General features: G+C 42.6%; 15 protein-coding genes. 7 read left to right on the top strand and 8 right to left on the bottom strand.

The features are described 5' to 3' along the window. Positions 1-45: 45 nt before the first annotated feature. Positions 46-294: a hypothetical protein gene (locus V7L29_RS03005; RefSeq protein WP_334734470.1), complete on the bottom strand. Its 249-nt coding sequence runs from the start codon at positions 292-294 to the stop codon at positions 46-48. Positions 295-428: 134 nt separating this feature from the next. Between V7L29_RS03005 and V7L29_RS03000 the strand changes: the two genes are divergently transcribed. From V7L29_RS03000 to V7L29_RS02985, 4 genes are all read left to right on the top strand, one after another. After that, positions 429-2,822, top strand: a complete 2,394-nt coding sequence (locus V7L29_RS03000; RefSeq protein WP_334734469.1) for a tetratricopeptide repeat protein — start codon at positions 429-431, stop codon at positions 2,820-2,822. Positions 2,823-3,287: 465 nt separating this feature from the next. Then, positions 3,288-3,650: a hypothetical protein gene (locus tag V7L29_RS02995; RefSeq protein WP_334734468.1), complete on the top strand. Its 363-nt coding sequence runs from the start codon at positions 3,288-3,290 to the stop codon at positions 3,648-3,650. A 32-nt stretch (positions 3,651-3,682) separates the two neighbouring features. Continuing rightward, complete coding sequence (locus V7L29_RS02990) at positions 3,683-6,463, top strand: tetratricopeptide repeat protein (RefSeq protein WP_334734467.1); 2,781 nt, start codon at positions 3,683-3,685, stop codon at positions 6,461-6,463. Between the two features lie 382 nt (positions 6,464-6,845). Further along, entirely contained in the window at positions 6,846-8,738 is a 1,893-nt protein-coding gene (locus V7L29_RS02985; RefSeq protein WP_334734466.1) for a tetratricopeptide repeat protein, read from the top strand. Between the two features lie 483 nt (positions 8,739-9,221). Here V7L29_RS02985 and V7L29_RS02980 read toward each other — a convergent pair whose 3' ends face one another. Beyond that, positions 9,222-9,719: a pentapeptide repeat-containing protein gene (locus V7L29_RS02980; protein ID WP_334734465.1), complete on the bottom strand. Its 498-nt coding sequence runs from the start codon at positions 9,717-9,719 to the stop codon at positions 9,222-9,224. A 209-nt stretch (positions 9,720-9,928) separates the two neighbouring features. On the opposite strand from V7L29_RS02980, the gene gcvT reads away from it, so the two are divergent. From gcvT to gcvP, 3 genes are all read left to right on the top strand, one after another. Further along, the gene (gene gcvT / locus V7L29_RS02975; RefSeq protein ID WP_334694022.1) at positions 9,929-11,065 is read left to right on the top strand and encodes a glycine cleavage system aminomethyltransferase GcvT; all 1,137 of its coding nucleotides are present in this window, start codon (positions 9,929-9,931) and stop codon (positions 11,063-11,065) included. A gap of 125 nt (positions 11,066-11,190) precedes the next feature. Beyond that, on the top strand, positions 11,191-11,580 hold the full coding sequence (gene gcvH / locus V7L29_RS02970; RefSeq protein ID WP_334694023.1) for a glycine cleavage system protein GcvH: 390 nt from the start codon (positions 11,191-11,193) through the stop codon (positions 11,578-11,580). Between the two features lie 190 nt (positions 11,581-11,770). Further along, positions 11,771-14,728 (top strand): aminomethyl-transferring glycine dehydrogenase, encoded by a 2,958-nt coding sequence (gene gcvP / locus V7L29_RS02965; protein WP_334734464.1) that lies wholly within the window; start codon positions 11,771-11,773, stop codon positions 14,726-14,728. A gap of 14 nt (positions 14,729-14,742) precedes the next feature. Here gcvP and V7L29_RS02960 read toward each other — a convergent pair whose 3' ends face one another. From V7L29_RS02960 to V7L29_RS02935, 6 genes are all read right to left on the bottom strand, one after another. Then, positions 14,743-15,624 (bottom strand): SDR family oxidoreductase, encoded by an 882-nt coding sequence (locus V7L29_RS02960; protein ID WP_334734488.1) that lies wholly within the window; start codon positions 15,622-15,624, stop codon positions 14,743-14,745. Between the two features lie 88 nt (positions 15,625-15,712). Next, positions 15,713-16,456, bottom strand: a complete 744-nt coding sequence (locus V7L29_RS02955) for a tetratricopeptide repeat protein (RefSeq protein ID WP_334734463.1) — start codon at positions 16,454-16,456, stop codon at positions 15,713-15,715. 468 nt (positions 16,457-16,924) lie between these two features. Further along, positions 16,925-17,761, bottom strand: a complete 837-nt coding sequence (locus tag V7L29_RS02950; RefSeq protein WP_334734487.1) for a sulfurtransferase — start codon at positions 17,759-17,761, stop codon at positions 16,925-16,927. A 608-nt stretch (positions 17,762-18,369) separates the two neighbouring features. Continuing rightward, positions 18,370-18,651 carry an element excision factor XisH family protein gene (locus tag V7L29_RS02945; RefSeq protein WP_334734462.1) on the bottom strand — a complete coding sequence of 94 codons (282 nt, stop codon included), beginning with the start codon at positions 18,649-18,651 and terminating at the stop codon, positions 18,370-18,372. A 75-nt stretch (positions 18,652-18,726) separates the two neighbouring features. After that, positions 18,727-20,421: a beta-carotene ketolase CrtO gene (gene crtO / locus V7L29_RS02940; protein WP_334734486.1), complete on the bottom strand. Its 1,695-nt coding sequence runs from the start codon at positions 20,419-20,421 to the stop codon at positions 18,727-18,729. Positions 20,422-20,526: 105 nt separating this feature from the next. After that, entirely contained in the window at positions 20,527-21,285 is a 759-nt protein-coding gene (locus V7L29_RS02935; protein WP_334694030.1) for an LmeA family phospholipid-binding protein, read from the bottom strand. Positions 21,286-21,554: the final 269 nt, after the last annotated feature.

Raw genomic sequence — 21,554 nt, 5'->3', positions numbered from 1 at the left:
AGGCGGGATAGCAACGAAGCGAAGAATTTGCCTTTGCAAGTACCCCTACTTTGTTTTTTCGCTTGTCGGGCGTACTAAAGTTTTAACTAAACCCGTAATCGCCACAATTACAGAGGCAATTCCGCCAATGGACAATGAAGTTAAAATTGCCGCCGCAAGAATAATTTCAGTAGGACTGTCCCCGTTTCGCATCCAGGTAGATGGATTCTCTACTAATGTTGACGAGGCGAGGATTAATTGCGAAGTTTGGGTGGTTTGATTAGCGTTGACTGGAGTTGTTAAAGCAGTTTTCACGGCTGAACCTCTTCTAAATGTTTCTATGCAAATCGTATTTCTGCTTGAAGAAGAGGAGATTCCATAGAAATGGAGACAAAGTGGAGAGAAGGTAGAAATTAAGTAGAATCGAGAATAAATATCACAAGCTGTCTATGCAATGGGCTGATTTTTTAGCCAATGAAGCTGCCATCAATACCTTAACCTCAGAGCAAACGGAAGCTTTTGTAGAGTCTTTGAAGACTGAAAATTCAGGGAAGAATAAGATACAACTTGCCAACAAACTAAACATTACTAAGTCTGCTTTGGCAAAGCGGATGACTGAGGTTTATGACAACTTCGCCAAAAGTTGTCCTGAATTAGCCACGTTTAATAGTCGCGGTAAGCTGGAAAAGTTACGGGCTTGCCTCACAGCGAAATATAATGGCGGGCAAGATGTTCGCCCCACAATTAAAGAAATTCATCAAAATATTCCCCCTGCTGTCCCATTTGAAAAATTTGTGGGACGTGAGGCGGAATTAGAAGAACTGCACCAGGAATTACAAACATCTCGGCAAGTTGCAATTGTAGCTGTGGCGGGTATGGGTGGAGTAGGCAAAACTGAACTGGCTACCCAATACGCCAAACAGCATTTGCAGAATTATCAAGGCGGGGTTTGCTGGTTATCTGCACAGGGAATTGATGTCGGAAACCAGATTCTCATATTTGCTGATCTGAAATTTAAACTCATTGCACCGGACGATTGGAAATTAGCAGATAGGCTGAGATACTGCTGGCAGAATTGGCAACAAGGTGAAGTATTGTTGGTGTTTGATGATGTCACTGAATACAAAAAACAGGTTCAGCCTTATCTACCCCCAGAATCACCCCGGTTTAAAGTATTGCTGACAACGCGCCTGGGGTTTGATAGAACTTTGCCGCAATTACGTTTGGGTGTTCTCAAACCATTGGCAGCGATGAAATTATTAAAATTGTTGGTTGATAGAGAACGACTTAAAAGCGAATCTTGGTTTGCGAGAAAAATTTGTAAATTCTTGGGATATTTGCCTTTGGCATTAGAGTTGGTGGGGCGATATCTGGATATAATGCCAGATTTTTCTCTAGAGACACTGCTGAAGCGGCTAGAAAAAAAGCGACTGGAACATGAAGCACTAGTCGTTAATGCTAACTCATTGATGCGTTATGAATATGGTGTGGCTGAAGCTTTTGCATTGAGTTGGGAACAGTTGGATGACAATGCACAACGCTTAGGCTGTTGGCTGAGTTTGTTTGCTTTGGCTGATATTCCTTTTTCTGTGGAGACGATAGAAGATGACGAAGAACAAGAACTCTGGGAGAAAGCTATAGCCCAGTTGTGGAAACTGCATCTAATACAACGACAAAGTAAAGGAATTTATCGTCTACATCCACTGATTCGGCAATTTTTCCAAATGAAGTTGGATGAGTCAAGTGAGGCGGATAAGGTGAAAACTGCTTTTGTAGCGATAATGGTAAACGTGGCAAAGCGAATTCCTCCACAGCCTAACCGTGAAGATATTTTCAATTTCACTTCCGCTATCCCTCACCTTGCAGAAGTTGCAACCCATCTATCCCAATATCTTAACCACGAGGATTTAATTTGGCCTTTCAGAGGTTTAGGCTGGTTTTATTACGGTCAAGGACTTTATCAGCAAGCAAAACCTTGGTACAAACTATGTATTGAGATAGCTGAAAATCGTCTTGGTTTAAAACATCCTGATGTCGCGGCTAGCCTGAACAATCTCGCAGAACTCTACCGTTCTACAGGACGCTACGGCGAAGCCCAAGCCCTGTATCAGCAAGCTTTGGAACTGACTAAACGCTTACTGGGAGATGACCATCCCGATGTCGCCACTAGCCTGAATAATCTCGCATTACTCTACGAGTCTACAGGACGCTACAGCGAAGCCCAAGCCCTGTTTCAGCAAGCTTTAGAACTGTACAAACGCTTACTGGGAGACAACCATCCCGATGTCGCTACTAACCTGAACAATCTCGCATTACTTTACGACTCTACAGGACGCTACAGCGAAGCTGAACCCTTGTATCAGCAAGCTTTGTCACTGTACAAACGCTTACTGGGAGACAACCATCCCCATGTCGCCAATAGCCTGGACAATATTGCAGGACTTTACAAATCTACAGGACGCTATAGCGAAGCCGAACCCCTGTATCAGCAAGCTTTGTCACTGAGAAAATGCTTACTGGGAGACAACCATCCCGATGTTGCCACTAGCTTGAACAATCTCGGAGAACTCTACGCTTCTACAAAACGCTATAGCGAAGCCGAACCCCTGTATCAGCAAGCTTTGGAACTGAAAAAACGTTTACTAGGAGACAACCATCCCAATGTCGCTACTATCTTGAACAATCTCGCAGCACTCTACGGTTCTATAGGACGCTATAACGAAGCCGAACCCCTGTATCAGCAAGCTTTGGCAATTTGTGAGCAGACTTTGGGTGTAGTTCATCCCGATACGATAAGAGTTCGGGGAAATTATGCAATCTTTTTAAGAAAACCATATCGCTAACGATCGCACCCCTCCTCCCAAAATCACACCATAACCCTTCACTTGTACAAATCTTTACCCAACTGCAACCAATAATTGATGCCACACAACAGTTGTAGTTTAAATTTTAGGAGCGATCGCCTACAAATTGTAACTTGAAATAGCGATCGCTCCTTCTTGTCTCTTCCTTCGCGGTTCGATTCTCATGGTAATTGACAAAGTGCAGTTGCCCCCTTATATCCAAAGTACAGTGAAAAATAGAGCGATCGCATAGCCATTTTGAGTACAAAACTCGAAACTTGAGGTTCAAACGCTCAAGTGGCGATGTCTATGACGGGCTACGCCTACACAGTATTTTTATTCTCTGATATCATCAGTTAAATAGGCGGTTATAAACTGCATCTACACAGGTAAAACCCACGGAGGTAGGTTTCAAATCTTCAATTTTTATTTAGTCCGCGCAGGCGAACGAAAGTTTGTGTAGCCGTGAATTCCATTGCCCTAACTACTTCTTTTTCCCTTGTCAGGCTTACCATTACAGGTACTAAAGTTTTAACTGAACCCGTAATCGCCACAATCACACTGGCAATTCTCCCAATCGACAATGAAGTTAAAATTGCCGCCGCGAGGATGATTTCAGTGGGACTGTATCCATCTCGCATCCAGGTAGATAGATTCTCTACCGATATTGGCGAGGCGGGGATTAATTACGAAGTTTGGGTGGTCCAATTGGAGTTGACTGGAGTTGTTAAGGCAGTTTTCACGGCTGAAACCTCTTCTAAATTTTTCTATACAAATGGTATTTCTGCCAGAAGAAGAGGAGATTCCCTAGAAATGGGTAGAAATTAAGTAGAATCGAGAAGAAATCTCACGAACTGTCTATGCAATGGGCTGATTTTCTAGCCAATGAAGCTGCTACTCATAACTTATCTCCAGAGCAAACGGCAGCTTTTGTAGAGCGTTTGAAGAATGAAAACTTAGGTAAGAGTCAAGCGGAAGTTGCCAGCGAATTGAATATCGGTATTAGTGTTTTCAAAAAGCTGATGACTAAGGTGTATGACAAGTTTGCCCAAAGTTGTCCTGAGTTAGGGACTTCTAAGAGTCGGGGCAAACTAGAAAAGTTACGGGCTTACCTTAGCGCAAAATATAATGGCGGGCAAGACTTCGGCGTGAGCGCTACAACTCTTGGAGAGGCTGCGCCAACGGCAACGGCTCCATCGAGCGTACCCCTACGGGGAAGCAAGCTACGCGTAGCGTCTCGTAGAGAAGTCGAGATGCTCAGTACAAGTCAGTCGAACGCTGCCCACACCATAATAAAGGAAATTCATCAAAATATTCCCCCTAGTGTCCCATTGGAAAAATTTGTGGGACGTGAGGCGGAATTACAAAACCTGTACTCCTCATTACAAACATCTGGGCAAGTTGCGATTGTAGCTGGGGCAGGTATGGGTGGAGTTGGTAAAACTGAACTCGCTACCCAATACGCCAAACAGTATTTGCAGAATTATCAGGGTGGGGTTTGCTGGTTATCAGCACAGGGAATAAATGTCGGAATTCAGATTCTCAGATTTTTTGAATCAAAATTCAACAAAATTCTACCTGACGATTGGGAATTAGCAGATAGGCTTCGATACTGCTGGCAAAATTGGCAAGAAGGTGAAGTACTGCTGGTGTTTGATGATGTCAACGACTACAAAACACAGGTTCAGCCTTATCTACCCCCAGAATCACCCCGATTTAAAGTATTGTTGACAACGCGTCAGGAATTTGATGTAATACTGCCGCAATTACGCTTGGGTGTTCTCAAACCATTGGCGGCGATGAAATTATTAAAATCGCTAGTTGACAGGGAAGGACTTAAAAGCGAGGCTTGGGTTGCCAGAAGAATTTGTAAATTCTTGGGATATTTGCCTTTGGCATTAGAGTTAGTGGGGCGATATCTGGATACAATGCCAGATTTGTCTCTGGAGACACTGCTGAAGCAGCTAGAGAAAAAGCGACTGGAACATGAAGCAGTAGCCAAAGCTAACCCATTGATGTGTTATGAATACGGCGTTACTGAAGCTTTTGCATTGAGTTGGGAACAATTGGATGAGAATGCACAAAGCTTTGGCTGTTGGCTGAGTTTGTATGCCTTGGCTGACATTCCCTTATTTGTTGAGGCGATAGAAAATGACGATGAACAAGAATTCTGGGAAAAAGCTATATCCCAGTTGCAGAAACTGCATTTAATACAATGGCAAAGTCAAGGAATTTATCGCTTACATCCACTAATTCGGCAATTTTTCCAAATGAAGTTGGATGAGTCAAGTGAGGCAGATAAGGTAAAAACTGCCTTTGCAGCGATGATGTTAGAGGTAGCAAAGCAAATTCCTCAACAGCCTAACCCTGAAGATATTCTCAACCTCACTCCCGCTATCCCCCACATTGCAGAAATTGCAACCCATCTATCCCAATATCTCGGTGATGAGGATCTAATTTGGCCTTTCACAGGCTTAGGCTGGTTTTATAACGGTCAAGGACTTTATCAGCAAGCAGAACCTTGGTACAAACTATGTATTGAGGTAGCTGAAAATCGTCTTGGTTTAGAACATCCCGATGTCGTCACTAGCCTGAACAATCTCGCAGGACTCTACATATCTACAGGAAGGCACAGCGAAGTTGAGCCTCTGTATCAGCAAGCTTTGTCACTGACTAAACGTTTACTGGGAGACAACCATCCTGATGTTCTCACTAGTCTAAATAATCTCGCAGGACTCTACAAATCCACAAGACGCTACAGCGAAGCCAAACCCTTGTTTGAGCAAGCTTTGGAATTGAGCAAACGCTTATTGGGAGACAATCATCCCGATGTCGTCACTAGCCTGAACAATCTCGCAGCACTCTATCATTCCACAGGACGCTACAGCGAAGCCGAACCCCTGTATCAGCAAGCTTTGTCACTGAGAAAACGCTTACTGGGAGACAACCATCCTGATGTCGCTATTAGCCTGAACAATCTCGCAATACTCTACGAATCTACAGGACGTTACAGCAAAGCCGAACCCCTGTATCAGCAAGCTTTGTCACTGAGAAAACGCTTACTGGGAGACAATCATCCCGATGTCGCCACTAGCCTGAACAATCTCGCAGAAGTCTACCGTTATACAGAACGTTACAGCGAAGCCGAACCCCTATATCAGCAAGCTTTAGAATTGAGAAAACGTTTACTGGGAGACAATCATCCCGATGTCGCCACTAGCCTGAATAATCTCGCAGAACTTTACCGTTATACAGAACGTTACAGCGAAGCCGAACCTCTGTATCAGCAAGCTTTAGAATTGAGAAAACGTTTACTGGGAGACAATCATCCCGATGTCGCCACTAGCCTAAACAATCTCGCATTACTCTACGGTTCAACAGAACGTTACAGCGAAGCCGAACCCCTGTATCAGCAAGCTTTAGAATTGAGAAAACGCTTACTAGGAGACAACCATCACCATGTCGCCAATAGCCTGAACAATCTCGCATTACTTTACAAATTTACAGGACGCTACAGCGAAGCCAAACCTTTGTTCGAGCAAGCTTTGACAATTTCTGAACATACTTTAGGTGTAGCTCATCCCAATACAATGACGGTAAGGGGAAATTATGCAATCTTTTTAAGAGAAACATATCGATAGCGATCGCCTCCGGCACGCTACGCGAACACCTCCCTTCGTTACGCGATGTCTACGACGGGCTACGCCTACGCACCTTTCTACCAAGACTACATCATAACCCTTGGCTTGTGAAAATCTTTGCCCAACTGCAAGCAATAATTGATGCCACACAACAGTTGTGATTTAAAGTTTAGGAGCGTAGACGCGCAGCGGCTTGCCGTTAGGCATCGCATAGCCATTTTGAGTACAAAACTCTAAACTTGAGGTTCAAAGGCTCAAATGACGACATTTAACCGCAACCACTGCTTTTAAATGTTTCTATGCAAATCGTATTTTCACCCAAAGAGAGGAGCTTTCCAAATGGAGACAAAGTAGAATTAAAAATAAGTATCATAAGCCATTTATGCAATGGGTTAATTTTTTAGCCAAAGAAGCTGCTACTCATAGCTTATCTCTAAAGCAAACGGCAGCTTTTGTAAAATATTTTAATACTGAAAACTTAGGTAAAAGTGAAGCTAAACTTGCCAAGAAATTAAACGTTGATGTTACTGCTTTCAGAAAGTTAATGCGTGAGGTATATGGCAAGTTCGCCCAGAATTATCCTGAGTTAACTATTTCCAACAGTCAGGGCAAACTAGAAAAGTTACAAGCTTACCTGAGCGCAAAATATAATAGCGAATTGGATGTCCTCAAACCATTGGCGGCGATGAAATTATTAAAATCGCTGGTGGTTCGGAAACGACTGCAACAAGAAGCTTGGGTTGCGAGAAGAATTTGTAAATTTTTGGGATATATACCTTTAGCGTTAGAGTTAGTGGGGCGATATCTGGATAAAATGCCAGATTTGTCTTTGGAAACACTGTTGAAGCAGTTAGAGAAAAAGCGACTGGAATATGAAGCAGTAGTCAATGCTAACTCATTAATGCCTTATGAATATGGTGTGTCTGAAGCTTTTGAATTGAGTTGGGAACAGCTGGATGAGAATGCACAAGGCTTTGGCTGTTTGCTAAGTTTGTGTGCCTTAGCTGATATTCCTTTATCTGTTGAGACGATAGAAGATAATAAAAAACAAAAACTTTGGAAGGAAGCCATAGCCGATTTACTGGAATTGCATTTGCTACAACAGAAAAGTAAAGTAATTTATCATCTAAATCCACTGATTCGGCAACTTTTCCAAATTAAGTTGGAGAAGTCAAATGAGGCGGATGAAACAAAAACTAAGTTTGCAGCGATGATGTTAGAGGTAGCAAAGCTAATTCCGCAACAGCCTAACCCTGAAGATATCTTCAACCTCACTCCACATATCCCGCACATTATAGAAGTTGCAACCCACCTATCCCAGTATCTAGGCGATGAAAATCTAATCACTCTGTTTACCAAATTAGCCTGGTTTTATCAAAGTCAAGGACTTTATCAGCAAGCAGAAACTTGGTTGCAACAGTGTATAGAACTGACTCAAAATCGTCTTGGTTTAGAACATTCCTATGTCGTTACTAGTCTGAACAAATTAGCAGGACTCTACGAATCTACAGGACGCTACAGCGAAGCCCAAGCCTTGTATCAGCAAGTTTTAGAACTCAGAAAACGCCTGTTGGGAGGCAACCATCTCGATGTCGCCACTAGCCTAAACAATTTAGGATTACTCTACGAATCTACAGGACGCTACAAGGAAGCTGAACCTTTGCTTGAGCAAGCTTTAGAACTGAGAAAACGCTTGCTAGGAGAAGAACATACTGATGTTGCCACTAGCCTGAGCTATTTAGGATTACTCTACGAATCTACAGGACGCTACAAGGAAGCCGAACCTTTGTATCAGCAAGCTTTAGAACTGTGGAAACGCCTAGTGGGAAAAGAACATCCCCATGTCGCCACTAGCCTGAACAATTTAGCAGCATTGTACTGTTATACAGGACGCTACAGCGAAGCCGAACCCTTGTTTAAGCAAGCTTTAGAACTGAGAAAACGCCTGCTGGGAGAAGAACATATTGATGTTGCCACTAGCCTGAACAATTTAGCACAACTCTACGAATCTACAGGACGCTACAGCGAAGCCGAACCCTCGTATAAGCAAGCTTTAGAACTGAGTAAACGCCTGCTGGGAGACAACCATCCCGATGTCGCTATTAGTCTGAACAATCTAGCAGCACTCTACCGTCATAGAGGACGCTATAGGAAAGCCAAACCCTTGTTTGAGCAAGCTTTGACAATTTGTGAACGGACTTTAGGTGTAAGTCATCCAACTACTATGACGGTTCGGGCAAATTATGCAAACTTTTTAAGAGAAACATATCACTAGTAGCGCAAGGCAAAAGTCACTCATTCACTCATTCAAAAGTATTATGGAATAAGCTCTTTAGGGATTTTAAATGGTTGCTCGTCTTGCAAAGTGACGCTCCTGCGGACGCTCGTTCCTCGCTACCGCTTCGCTAACGAAGAGGCTGCGCTAACTGATGCCTACCTTGGGCTACGCCAACCGATAGCGCAGCCCAAGGTAGAGAAGAGAAGCTATGCCATAGGCTTTACGCTGGGCTAACTGTTCAGCGGGAACCGCCGCTCAACGCCAGTGACGCTCCTGCGTCGCTACCGCTACGCTAACGCCCAAGTCGGGAAACCCGCCCAAGCGACTGGCTCGACTTTGCGCTATTTACGCGCCCGGCGTATTAGCACCCAGTGTGCGTAATTCGTAATTCGTAATACTCGCCATTCGCGTAGCGTCTCGTAGAGAAGGCGAGAAGCAAGCTACGTAATTCGTATCCACCAATGAAGAAGGGGTGAGAGTCTACTTACATCCTAAAGACTTGCGAGTCTCCACAGCAGTTTTAGAATTCACACCACTTGCCTTAACACAAAGTTTTTTCACTTGCGTTCCATCTAAAATTGCATTTGTAAAATCAGCACCTGTGATATCCACGCCATCAAAAGTAGAACGCAGCATCATTGCATCGGTTAACACAGCATCACTTAAATCAGCATCCTTAAACCTTGTTAGATAGGCTATGCCTTCACTAAAATCAGCACCATGCAGATTTACTCCCTCCAATAGAGTACCGTTAAACACGCCACCACGTAAGTCAGCATTGCTAAAATTAGCATTCTCTAATTTGAGATTGGTAAACTCAGTGCCAATTAAACTTTGACCAGAGTAATCCTTGCCCTTAAGTTCATCATTACCCACAGAACGGGTAATACTGGAAGAACTTGCAGCTTGCGCCGATAGGGGAAACAAAAAAAGAACCATAGCTAAGAGAAAGCTAGCTAGTAGTCGCCAATATTTCATAATGTCTTCTTAATAAATCTCAACACTTCCACCATTAACTATTAAACCTCACTGAAGAGAACAAGGGGACAAGGAGACAAGGGGGACAAGGAAAATAACCATGCCCAATGCCCCATGCCCAATGCCCCAGTTCGATAGACAAGACTGTAAAACCGCAAAGCATCTCGTAGGATGATAGATGTTGAGGTGCGATCGCATAATAATTACCTGTGGCTAATCAAGAAGACAACGCCCAATCTCTGGCGCGAACCCCTTTATATCAACTGGGTGTAGAACTCAAAGCACGCCTTACCAGCTTTGGCGGCTGGGAAATGCCTGTGCAATTTAGTGGCATTAGCCGCGAACACGAGGCTGTAAGAAATACAGCCGGAATGTTCGATATTTCCCATATGGGCAAATTTACCCTCCAAGGTAAAAACCTGATTTCTCAACTCCAGCCTCTAGTGCCTTCAGACTTGAGTCGTTTGCAAGCTGGTCAAGCACAATACACTGTATTGTTAAATCCCCAAGCGGGAATTATTGACGATATCATTGTCTATTATCAAGGTGAAGACGCCACTGGGACACAGAGGGCATTCATCATAGTCAATGCGGCAACCTCTAGTAAAGATAAAGCATGGCTATTGCAACACCTTGACTTAGATAAAGTGCAATTCCAAGACCTTTCACCAGAAAAAGCCTTAATCGCCGTGCAAGGGCCAAAAGCGATTAAATATCTCCAGCCATTAGTGCAAGAAGACTTACAATCAATTAAAGCCTTCGGACATTTAAAAGCAACGCTACTAGGTAAACCTGCCTTCCTGGCCCGCACAGGTTACACCGGAGAAGATGGCTTTGAGGTGATGGTAGATCCGGATGTCGGAGTAGAATTGTGGCGAACTCTCCATAACGCTGGCGTTATCCCCTGTGGACTCGGTGCGAGAGACACTCTGCGGCTAGAAGCAGCGATGGCACTTTACGGACAAGATATCGATGACACCACTACACCCTTAGAAGCAGGATTGGGATGGCTAGTTCACTTAGATACCAAAGGCGATTTTATTGGTCGGGAAGTTTTAGCACACCAAAAAACTGCTGGAGTGATGCGCCGATTGGTAGGTTTACAAACTCAAGGACGCAACATTGCTCGTCACGGCTATCAAGTGTTATCCACAGGTAAAATTGTGGGAGAAGTTACTAGTGGCACTCTGTCGCCCACACTTGGTTATCCCATTGCCTTAGCCTATGTTCCCACCCAATTAGCAACTGTAACTCAGCAGCTAGAAGTCGAAATTCGCGGCAAAGCTTATCCAGCAGTTGTAGTTAAACGTCCCTTTTATCGGTCAAAAAATCGTGTCGCCAACTGATAAGCGATGAGGTTTTTGAGGAATAATGTGTTGTGAGTTACTCAATCTACAGTAAGGTTCATTACCAGATATGGCTTGGATGACTGTTAGGGCAATAATTTTTTTGATAAGGGAGAGGAAGTGATATGTCTTTTGAATATCCTCAAGATTTCAGATACCTGGATTCTCATGAATACGTGCGAATAGATGGTGAAATTGCCACCATTGGCATTACTGAATTTGCCGTACATGAATTGGGTGATATCGTCTTTTTGGAATTGCCAGAAATTGGCGATGCTCTTACTAGAGGAGAAAACTTTGGCACAATTGAATCAGTGAAAGCCGTTGAAGAACTAAATTCACCAGTAACAGGCACAGTTATAGAACGGAATGAAGTCTTAATTGATTCTCCCGAACAAGTAACAGATGATCCTTACGGGGAAGGATGGTTTTTGAAAGTGCGTGTTAATGACCCTGGCGAAGTTGAGGATGCCTTGACAGCTGATGAGTATCGCGCTCAGGTAGAAGGCGACTAGGGAAGAGGCAAAGGGGCACAGGGAAAAGACTTGCTGCAAGTTCCCGTCTGCTCCCCTGTTCCCTGCTCCCCAGCCTCTTGCCACTCCGCCCGAAGATAAGTCATGAAATTTAGATGAATTGAAAAGTTACACTTACTTCTCATGAGTATTTATTGCAAAATATGAAATAGTACCATCTGGAGAGTAATTTGTGGTATCACACGCCCCTATTCTCAAATCTAATGAGCAGCAAGTGCTGGACGAAAGAGGTCAAAAGTTGAGTAGTTTTGCGCCAAGACACATTGGCCCTAACTCTGATGACATCCAGCAAATGCTTAAGGTTTTAGGGTTTCCTAGCCTGGATGCCCTAATCGACCAAACAGTTCCACAGGCAATTCGGCTGAAGCAACCGCTAAAGTTACCAGAAGCAGAAAGTGAATACGCAGCACTGGCATGGTTAAAAAAAGTTGCTGCCAAAAATCAGGTTTTCCGCTCATACATTGGTATGGGATATTACGACAGTATTACTCCACCTGTGATTGGGCGCAATATCCTGGAAAACCCTGGTTGGTATACTGCCTACACTCCTTATCAGCCAGAAATTGCCCAAGGACGATTGGAAGCGCTGCTGAATTTCCAAACCCTGATTATCGACTTAACAGGTTTGGAAATCGCCAATGCCTCGTTACTCGATGAAGCTACAGCAGCAGCTGAAGCAATGAATCTGAGCTATGGTGTTTGTAAAAATCAGGCAAATGCCTATTTTGTCTCTGATGACTGCCATCCCCAAACTATCGACGTATTGCAAACACGTGCTCAACCATTAGGAATTAAGATCATTGTCGGCGATCATCACACGTTTAATTTTGATCAACCAATTTTTGGGGCTGTTCTGCAATATCCTGCAAGTGATGGCACCATTTACGACTACCGCGCTTTTATCGAAAAAGCCCATGCTAAGGGTGCATTGGTGACGGTAGCAGCAGATCCTTTAAGTCTAACTTTGCTGACCCCTCCTGGGGAATTTGGCGCTGATATTGCTGTTGGCAGCACCCAGCGCTTTGGTATTCCGTTGGGGTTTGGAGGACCTCACGCGGCATACTTTGCTACGAAGGAAGAGTATAAACGGCTGGTTCCAGGGCGAATTGTGGGAGTATCAAAAGATGCCCAAGGTAAGCCTGCATTACGTCTGGCCTTGCAAACCCGCGAACAGCACATCCGTCGCGAAAAAGCTACTAGTAATATTTGTACAGCACAGGTGCTACTGGCGGTAATGGCGAGTATGTACGCGGTCTATCATGGCCCTACTGGATTAAAGCAAATTGCCGAAAATATCCATTCATTGACGGTATTGCTGGCACAAGGACTGAAGCGTTTGGGTTACAAGGTCGTTTCAGAATCTTTCTTTGATACGCTGCGAGTAGAGCTGGGAACACACAATTTAAAAGATATTCTGGCAGCTGCCGAACAACTTCAAATTAACCTGCGGATTTTTGATGCAACTGCTGTCGGTATCTCCTTGGACGAGACAACTACACCAGAAGACTTAATCGACCTCTGGCAGATTTTTGCTGGTACAAATGATTTACCTTTTACCCTAGAAGAATTAACTTCTCCTCTTCCCCATTTATCCTTCTCCCGTACAAGTACATATCTCACCCACCCAGTTTTTAACCGCTATCACTCAGAAACTGAGTTGTTGCGCTATCTGCACAGGTTAGAAAGCAAGGACTTGTCGCTAACAACATCGATGATTCCTTTAGGGTCATGCACAATGAAGTTGAATGCGACAGCTGAGATGATTCCGGTAACTTGGGAGGAATTTGGCAAGATTCATCCATTTGCCCCTCCGTCGCAAACTCAGGGTTATCAAATTCTGTTTAAGCAACTTGAGACATGGTTAGCTGAAATTACCGGGTTTGCCGGAATTTCTCTGCAACCAAATGCTGGTTCTCAAGGTGAATACGCCGGACTTTTAGTAATTCGTCAATATCACGAAAATCGTGGAGAAGGACACCGCAATGTCTGTTTGATTCCCACCTCGGCACATGGGACAAACCCTGCAAGTGCTGTAATGTGCGGGATGAAGGTGGTGGCAGTTACCTGTGACTCACAAGGTAATATTGACGTTGATGACCTGAAGGCTAAGGCAAAAAAACACAGCAATGAATTAGCCGCTTTAATGGTGACATATCCTTCAACTCACGGTGTCTTTGAAGAGCCAATTCAAGAAATCTGCGCTGTTATCCATAGTCACGGTGGACAAGTTTACATGGATGGGGCAAATATGAACGCCCAAGTGGGAATTTGCCGTCCTGGAGATATTGGTGCGGATGTTTGTCACTTGAATCTGCACAAAACCTTCTGTATTCCTCATGGTGGCGGTGGCCCTGGTATGGGGCCCATTGGCGTCGCTTCTCATCTTGTGCCTTTTCTCCCCGGACATCCTGTAGTAGGGACTGGGGACTGGGGACTAGGGAATAGGAAAGAAGAAATTTCCAATCCCCAATCCCTAATCCCCAGTACCCAACAAATTGGTGCGGTTGCTGCTGCCCCTTGGGGTAGTGCTAGTATCCTGGTGATTTCTTGGATGTACATCGCCATGATGGGTGCAGATGGTTTAACCCAAGCAACTAAGGTGGCGATTCTCAATGCTAACTACATTGCGAAAAAACTGGAATTATACTATCCGGTTTTGTATCAAGGGAAAAATGGTCTAGTTGCCCATGAGTGTATTTTAGATTTGCGATCGCTCAAAAAATCAGCTGCGATCGAAATTGATGATGTTGCCAAGCGTCTGATGGATTATGGTTTCCATGCGCCGACTGTCTCTTGGCCCGTAGCAGGTACAATCATGGTAGAACCTACAGAAAGTGAATCTAAACAAGAGTTAGACCGTTTCTGCGATGCGTTGATTTCTATTCGCCAAGAAATTGCTGAGATTGAATTAGGCAAGGTGGATGCCCAAGATAATGTTTTGAAGAACGCACCCCACACTGCCGAAAGTCTCATCACCGGAGAATGGCATCATCTTTATTCTCGCGAACAAGCTGCCTATCCTGCACCTTGGACTCGTGAGTATAAATTATGGCCGGCTGTTGGTCGCATTGATGCAACCTTTGGCGACAGGAATTTTGTTTGCTCTTGTCTGCCAATGGATGCTTATTAAACTGAAGTGAAGAGTTAGGAGTTAGGAATTAAAACTCCTAATTCCAATTCTTTTCGTAAAGATAAAGGCTGATACCCTAATACAAAAGCTTTGGAACTATCTAAAGAGACATCTGCTGGTCTGGGTGCTGCCATTTTCACATCTTGTTGTCGGCAGGCTTTTAGTCCAGTGGCGGGAAGTTGAAATACTTCAACTAATAGCTGCCCAAAATCATAACGCGAAATCCGCTCTTTGCCACCTAAGTGAATGATGCCGTTAACTTTTTCCAATGCTAATAAAAGTCCTTTGGCAGCAGTTGTTCCACTTACTGGTGTGCGAAATTCATCGATAAATAAACTTAGTTCTTTTTCTGCTTGTAAAGTTTGAATAAATGGCTGAATAAAGCTTTTAGCTGTGGGTGTTACTGCACCAAACATCAACGGCATTCGACACACCGCTGTCATGGGATATCTTTCTAGCATACCTGCTTCAGCTATGGCTTTTTGCTCACCATAAAGATTGACAGGACACACAGAATCTGTTTCTCGATAGGGGGCATTTAAGCCATCAAAAACTAAGTCGGTTGAGGTAAAAGCACAAGGAATAGAATTATCTGCACAAAGTCCGGCAATATTGCCGGATGCTGTGACATTAATTGCGTGCGATTCTTCCGGGTGGGTTTGACAAAAATTTGGTTGCGAATGTGCAGCAGTATGAATAACTGCTGTTGGTTTGACATCACTAAATATGCCCTGCAATTCCTGAAAATCTGTTAAGTTCACTTTTAACATTTTGATGCCAGGAATCTCTAAAGGATGGGAAAAATAAGTGCCATAAACTTCCCATTCTTGTTTTGCAAGCTGACAAAGATGCCAACCCAAAAAACCACTTCCTCCGGTGATTAACAATTTTTTCATGTCTAATCGTAAACCGCGATTTTTACGACTCATTTAGGATTGCTACACAGCAAGTTTATATTTTACACTGAGTGGTGGTGACAAAATCCTATTGAAGTAATTCCTGAAACTGCTTTTCATTACGCACTTTGCTAAAGTCTGGGTCAGTTTTTGCTAATTTCTTGTATTTATCAGGAACAAGCTCGATTGCTTTGTCTAAGTTCTCAATTGCTAATTCTATATTGCTCTGTAAAGCATAACAGCAAGCTTTATTGTAATATGCTTGGTGCAAATCTGGCTTGATGGTGATCGCTCTATCATAAGATGTAATAGCATCTTGGTAATGGTGCAGCTTTGTCAGAGCAATGCCTCGGTTAATTAAGGCTTCATATTTATCGGGTTTGATGGCGATCGCTTTGTCGTAAGATGCAATAGCCTCTTTGTAGCGTTGCAAAGATGTTAAGGCTATGCCACGATTATACCAAGCTTCATATTTGTCGGGCTTAATAGCGATCGCTCTATCGTAAGATGCAAGAGCATCTTTGTAGCGTTGCAACGATGTTAAGCCTATGCCACGGTTAATCCAAGCTTCAGGATTCTCAACTTTGATGGCGATCGCTTTATTGTATGCTTTTATTGCATCTTCGTAACGTTGTCCATCTAATAAATGATTGCCTTGATCAAAGAAATCTTTTGCTTTTTGCGTAGCCTTCGCTTCTATCAAAAGTTGGGTTATATTACTTTCTTGCACAACTTGTGTAGTATTTTCTGTTGATGAGTTTGTCCCACCCCTACAGCCAAATGCATAGAAAGCTATCAAGCCAGATGCAACTAAGCAGCGCCGAAAAACCATGCTGTACCTACAAAACTTATCAGATGATGTTAGAATTTGTGCGTTTTTTGAGTATTATCAAAATACACTAGTTTTTACACATTAATTTACTTATATTTTGAGAAAGAACTTTGTTGACGATGCATAAAAGCTTCTTCAAATCAAGCGGATGTTACATTATTATATTAAATAGACATAAAGCAATTGCTTAGAGTCTATTTCAGTCAAAAAACGATTATTTGTCTTGGTATATAGGTTACGTAGGCGTAGTCGGCACTTCTCTACGAGACGCTCTTGCTAACTTGCTTCCACGTTTGCGCTAGCGTCTTTGTTGGCGCAGCCTCTCCGTCAGGAGAAGGTAGAAGTGGTACGACAAGCTACTTCTGTGCGAGAGGCTGCGCCTTAAGCGTAGCTATGCCCTTTTAATTAACGAGGGTGCGATCGTTAACTATCTGAAGCTTACACGCTGATGGCAACTTCCTGCCTTATTCACATTACTCTGCTATCAATGGGTAATGAAAAGTCGCGAGACCATTCATTCCAAGACCCAAAATAATTTCTGGCGTCAATTCCTGCCATTTGCAGAGCAATCAGAGTATTCGCCGCTCTAGAACCTTTAAAACAGTAAACGTATACAATAGAGTCGGAAGTAATACATACAGATTGACAAATTTCTAAGATTTCCGCTTTTGAGCGGAACATGGAGATTTCCGGTTCAGATGTCATCATCCGATGCCATTCTAACCATACAGCGTTAGGGATTCTACCTTTGCGAGGACAAAAATCAGCAGCATAGGGAGAAGAACTCAGCCCAAGCCATTCGTTGCGATCGCGCACATCTAATTTTATAATTGCTGGATTATCTATTGCTTGCAACATCTCGGCGGTAGTCACCATCATATCAGCGTTGGGATGCAATCTAAATGTGCTGCTTTCACGTAATGGTACTTCATCGGTAGTAGATAATCCCGCTGTCTGCCATGCTCTATATCCTTCGTGTAAGATAGATACCTGAGCGCAACCCAAATACTTGAGTAAGAAAGCTGCTCGACAAGATTGACCATAACCTTTATTTAAAGTATCTTCATAAACAATCAACCATTCTGCACCAGATATTCCTACCCTGCTGATAATTTGTGCAAAATACTCTTGCAATTTCTTTAATCCTGCTGGGTAAGAATTCTTTAAAAGATAGGTGAAAAAATCTCTAATATTTATGGATTGAGGAATATGAGGAATACCATAATCTTCTTGACTTCGCGTATCGATAATAACAATCTGGGAAGAATTTTCTGCTAACAGAGACGTGAGTTCTTGAGGAGAAATGAGGAGTTTTGTATTTACGCTTTCATGCTTCTGTTATCGTCGCATTAAGCATTATCGTACTTGGTAGATTTGCCTTTTGGAATACAAGTCACAAAATAATGAATATTGAATGTTACGAAAGAGCTTTTGTATGTTGTTTTAAGACTGATCAAATAAATTCAATAAAATTAAAAATGTCCAATTTAAATAATCAATGCCTGCCTCTCAAACCCTATTTGAGCAAGGATTTGAGTTAATGACACTAGCTCTTTAAATTGGACAATAAATCTTTAATGTACAGTCTTACAAGGTGGAGCTTTGATATTGTGGCAGAGGGTAGGAAGGTTTCTTTCACTCTGAGTGACCACTACAACGCCAGCAAAGACCGTCAAAAGCAAAGGTATTAGAACAAGTTATACCTTGTTTTATTTTTGACTTAACGTTAATAAATCAAGATAGTGTTTTGTCATGAATCATTTAGGATTGTTATAGCGCTCTTCTATCACTCTCACCTCACATCTTGCACCTAGAAATATGGATGTCAAAACCACAACTACATCTAAGAGGAATGAATAGCATTATGTTAGAAAATAAAGGCTTCAACCCTCTGAATATATGAGGTTTAAAAGTTAGCTTCGTTCTGGCTCTCGTTCTGAAAGTATATCCTTATAAAGGATATACTGCCTCAGTGCCTTTTCTAAATCATCGATATCAGAACGACCAACGAAACTTTTAATTTCGACTGCTATCTTTCGTTCTGCGTTTTCAGCAGCGATGAGTTGCTCCGCTCCCAGGTCAACATATAAATCTTTTTTGCCCATCTCAAGTTTCAGAGGGTCGTGGGTAATTGTCCATCTGTCCTTGAGGAGGGCATTTTTAACATGATTGTGGTAAATATCGCGTGAAGGCATACATACATCTGTTTTTGACTTTTGCAAGAAGTCTATTGTATGCCTTGCTGATAATATACTCTGTCTATGCAATGCCTAACTAATCCCAAACACTGACTCAACAGTTGACTTAATTGAATCGCGTGCATCCTTTAAAGTTTGGCTAAGGGGATGTTTTGCCTGTAAAAATGCGCGGGCACAATTACGTCCCGGCATTCCTGAAATCGAACCGCCTGGATGAGTCCCTGCACCAGTCAAAAATAGATTATCAATTGGTGTTTTGTAGTTCGCTATTTCTGGCAAGGGACGGAAAAATATCATCTGATCTAAAGTCATGTCAACATGGTAATAATTCCCTTTGTACGCACCTAATCTTTCTCCTAATTCTGCTGGACTTTCTACACGACGGGCGATAGTTGCATTTTTGACATTCGGTGCATAGTCTGCCAATTTATCAATCACCCTATCTGCAACTTTGTTTTTCAATTCATCTGTCCAACCAGTACCTTTCAAACCAGTGCCTTCTGCACCGGCAATTTGATAAGGGGCAAAAAATTCAATCCATACGGTGTGCTTACCTGGTGGTGCTAATGTGGGGTCTAAATAGCTAGGCACCACTAGATACATTGATGGGTCAGCATCAGGAATCTCTCCCAAGGTACATTTGCTATGAGCCTGTTCTACATGAGCCACAGAATCGGCAATCAAGATGGAACCCACGAGATATTCGTCTTTGTGAGCGTGGTGTGGAAAGTGCAGTGGTTCGTCTAAAGCCAAATCTATCTTCAGGATGGTTTCATTGTTGTTAACGATGCGGCGTTCTAATCTTTCCCATAAATTTGGGTCGGCTGCATTAACATCGCTTTTATCAGTCATTTGTAAGAACAACCGCTTGGCATCAATATTAGAAATAACCCCATGTTTCGCGCGATATTCTTTACCACCAGTAACCCGCACACCCACAGCTTTTCCATCATCAATTAAAACTTTTTCAACATGTTGGTCTGTGAGAATAACGCCACCTTTACTTTTGACTAAATTCACCAAAGCTTGCACAAGTGCGCCTGTTCCGCCGCGAGGTCTTGCCATTCCAGGGTTGTGACGCATTGCCATCATAATTGCACCAACAGCAAGGGTTTTTTGTGATGGTGGCGCACCAAGTTCTGCTGCTAGTCTGGCTAGTGGCGCTTTCAGAAATTCCTCATCAAACCACTCGTTAAGTAAATCCTCAGCGCTGGTCAACATTGTGCGAATAAAGTCCAGCGTTTTGTTAGGGGAACCAATCACAGAAAATAAATCTTTCAGTTTGGTGATGTCGTAGTTACCAAGGATGTCTATAACTGATTTTGGCGGTGCATTAAACATGGGAATCATTGCACCGAGCGATCGCTGCCAAAAGTCTACAAATTCGGCGTATTTTTTGGCATCACGTTCACTGTAACGAGCAATTTCTGCACAAGTTTTTTCCACTGACTTATGTGCTAAGAAATACTTGCCATCAGGATGAGGACAGAAAACAACCGGATCGCAATCCAAATAATGCAAGCCGTATTTTTCTAGTTCTAATTCCTCAACAACTGGCCCTAAGTGAATAAATTCATGGTCAATAGCACACAAATTAAATTTAAACCCCGGAGCTTCTTGGGGTAAACATTCTTCAGTTGTTGCTGCACCACCGATAACAGAACGCTTTTCTAGTAACAGGACGCTGTAACCAGCTTTCAGCAAATAAGCTGCACAAACTAGACCATTGTGCCCAGCACCGATTAGCACAACATCATACTCTTGCATAGTTGTCACTTTTAAATTAAGTAGCTTTTAAAAGCTTACAAAACTTTTCAAAAATTTACATCATTCGCTAGTTACAAAAATTATCCTTAACTAGTGTCAATACGACTAAAGAGATAGTTCAGTTATTGATGATGGTATTTGCTTCACTTGAGTTTCTATCAAAAGTGTCAAACTACCCTTTTCTACTTTTATATCTTTAATCTTGAACGCCATATCTTCCCATTTCAAAGATGGTAGATTCATCAGTTCTTTGGCTTTCTGCATTAATGCTGTAACTACTTCTACTGAAATCCCGCCTCCCTCAGTGCAGTTAAAACTTTCTAGCATCGCGGGTTGTGAATGAGTCCGTGGGCGAAGCACCGCAGTGTAAGCTAAAGGGCGAGTATTTCCCTTTTCCTTTAACAGCAATCTTCCTCTACATTCAATTTTGCCTTCACCAGGTAAAAATACTTGAATTTTTTGCGGTTCAAAACTCACAATCTCGCCATCTACATCAAAATCAAAGTTTTGCATCTGGCTGCTAACATAGTCTGATGCCAAAGTGCGGTTCATATCCGCTTCTGTGAGTACAATCCGAGCTATGGCATTTACAGCCTCATTGAATTCTATTTTACCAAAAAGAGCGCTGAAGGGATTGATGTCAATACTATCTGTTTGCAGTTTTATTTCCTGTATGCGAACGTCTTCTTTAATTACTAATCCTTTACCTGCAACCGAAACTCCATCCGCCTGTCCCTGAACTATTTTGAATAAATCAGTTTCTACATTTATGTCTATTTTTTCTACTTCATCTAACGCTTGGGATACCATCATTTCAGCGCTTTGAGATAGAACTTTTTCTTCCAACCGATTATCGTCAGGCATGAACTATTAATCTCATAAATGTCCTCTTCCTATTTACTGTAAAGGCTACTTCTGAAGAGGGAATCTATATTGGGGCATATGTTAATTTGGAGGATTACAGTAATTCGTAATTGGTAATTGGTAAACAGGACTACCATCGTTAAGCACTGATTAGAAACGCTTTTAATTAATTAGGTATTAATTTAAAAATATATCTAAATATATATAGCGTTTCTCGTTTGTATGCAATAAACTTTGACCTCACTTCCATTTCTCTCTCCTAAAAAAGA

This window comes from Nostoc sp. (assembly GCF_036916575.1).
GTDB lineage: Bacteria > Cyanobacteriota > Cyanobacteriia > Cyanobacteriales > Nostocaceae > Nostoc.
The sequence above is the reverse complement of the archived record's forward strand: the minus strand, read 5'-3'. Positions and strand labels throughout refer to the sequence as shown.